The sequence below is a fragment of the Dietzia sp. CW19 genome, from assembly GCF_014145265.1.
GTDB lineage: Bacteria > Actinomycetota > Actinomycetes > Mycobacteriales > Mycobacteriaceae > Dietzia > Dietzia natronolimnaea.
The window spans coordinates 6,065-7,899 of the sequence record NZ_JAALEE010000471.1; the positions used below are offsets into that span (position 1 = coordinate 6,065).

3 protein-coding genes are annotated in these 1,835 nt (G+C 72.5%); all 3 read right to left on the reverse strand.

The window, feature by feature from the left end:
- On the reverse strand, window positions 1–846 hold an 846-nt coding region (locus tag G6021_RS13610; RefSeq protein ID WP_182641519.1), incomplete at its 3' end, for an MFS transporter.
- Between the two features lie 7 nt (window positions 847–853).
- Window positions 854–1,477: an imidazoleglycerol-phosphate dehydratase HisB gene (gene hisB / locus G6021_RS13615; protein ID WP_179525136.1), complete on the reverse strand. Its 624-nt coding sequence runs from the start codon at window positions 1,475–1,477 to the stop codon at window positions 854–856.
- Window positions 1,474–1,835, reverse strand: a 362-nt coding sequence (locus G6021_RS17420; protein ID WP_241736558.1) for an aminotransferase class I/II-fold pyridoxal phosphate-dependent enzyme, incomplete at its 5' end; no start/stop codon positions are given. The genes G6021_RS17420 and hisB, both read right to left, overlap by 4 nt.

Sequence of the window (1,835 nt, forward strand, 5' to 3'; positions counted from 1 at the left end):
GCCGGGGCCGCGCCGGTCGGAGACGAGTCCCGCGAAGGTGCGCCCGACGATCACGCCCACCCCCAGCAATCCGAGCCCGACCCCCGCGACGACCGCGCCGCTGCCCGAGACGATCGAGTCCAGGGCGGGCGAGAGGAACGACGCGGCGGCGCCGTACGGCAGCGACACCGCCACCATGACCAGGAACGGCCCGGCGAGCAGGACGAGCATCGCCCGGCGGCCCAGTGCGGACGGGTCGGAAGGCCTGGCGGGAGCGGGGTGCACGTCGGGGAGTCGTGCCGCCGCGAGCAGTCCGACCACACCGAACGCCGTCGCGCTCCAGGCGACCGTGGCCAGACCGAAGACCTCCAGCAGCCACAGACCGACAGGCAGGAAGATGGCCTCGGAGATCCCCACCGCGAGGCCGATCAGCGAGGTGGCGCGGCCGAGCATCCCGGGTGGCGCGAGCTCGGCGACCAGTGCGGAGCCGGCGACCGTCATCATGCCGAAGCCCGCCCCACGCACACCGCTGACCGCCAGCACCGCGAACGGCCCGTCGAACAGGGCGAGCAGCCCCGAGGGCAGGCCGAGGAGCGCGCTGCCGATCGCGAGCACCCAACGGTAGCCGATCGCCGCGGTGATCCTCGGGGTGAGCAGTTGGACCAGCACGGTGACCGTCATGAACACACCGGTGGTCGCACCGGCGACCAGCTCGCTGCCCCCGCCCCGGACCACGGCGAGGGGCACCACGGGCAGGAGCAGCGAGAAGCCACCGAAGGCGAGGAGCACCAGGACGAACGCCGCCGGCACACCGGGGGTCCGGGACAGCTGTGCGAACGCGCCCGGCTTCGTGACCCCCGCGGTCACTTCGCCATCACAGAGCGCCCTTGGTCGAGGGGATCCCGCTGATCCGCGGATCCGGCTCGACCGCGGCGCGCAGCGCCCGGGCGACGGCCTTGTACTCCGCCTCGGTGATGTGGTGGGGGTCGCGCCCGTAGTGCACGCGGACGTGCAGCGCGATGCGGGCGTGCGACGCGAGGGTCTCGAACACGTGCCGGTTGAGCACGGTGCCGTACGGCGCGCTGTCGTGGCCCACGACGACGTAGCCGATCATGACGTCGGGCTCCCCCGTGTGGACGCAGTACGGGCGCCCGGAGACGTCGACGACCGCCTCGGCGAGCGTCTCGTCCATCGGGATCGAGCACTGACCGAAGCGGCGGATGCCCCGCTTGTCGCCCAGTGCCTTCCCGAGCGCCTGGCCCAGAACGATGGCGGTGTCCTCGACGGTGTGGTGCGCCTCGATCTCGACGTCGCCCGTCGCGCGGACCGTGAGGTCGAACGCTCCGTGCTGGCCGAACGCGGTGAGCATGTGATCGAAGAACGGGACGCCGGTGGCGATCTCCGTCCGGCCGGTGCCGTCGAGGTCGATCTCGACGACGATCGACGACTCCCTGGTGGTGCGCTCGACGCGACCGACGCGTCCGCCCTGCTCGCTCATCGTCTCTCCCTCGTCGTGGTGATCTCTGTTCCCGCCAACTCGGCGCTCACCTGCAGCAGCCGGTCGTTCTCGCTCTCCAGCCCGATGGTCGCACGAAGACGGCCGGGGATGCCCACGTCGCGGATGAGCACGCCCGCGTCGAGGTAGCGCCGCCACGCGCGGGGCGCGTCCACGAAGGGCCCGTAGAGCACGAAGTTGGCCTCGCTGGGCAGCACGTCGTAGCCGAGCGACTCGAGCCCCGCGGTGACGCGCTTGCGCTCCTCGGCCAGCAGGGCGACCGACGCCAGGGTCTCCTCGGCGTGACGCAGCGCGGCCGCGGCGGCGGCCTGCGCGATCACCGACAGGTGGTACGGCAGGA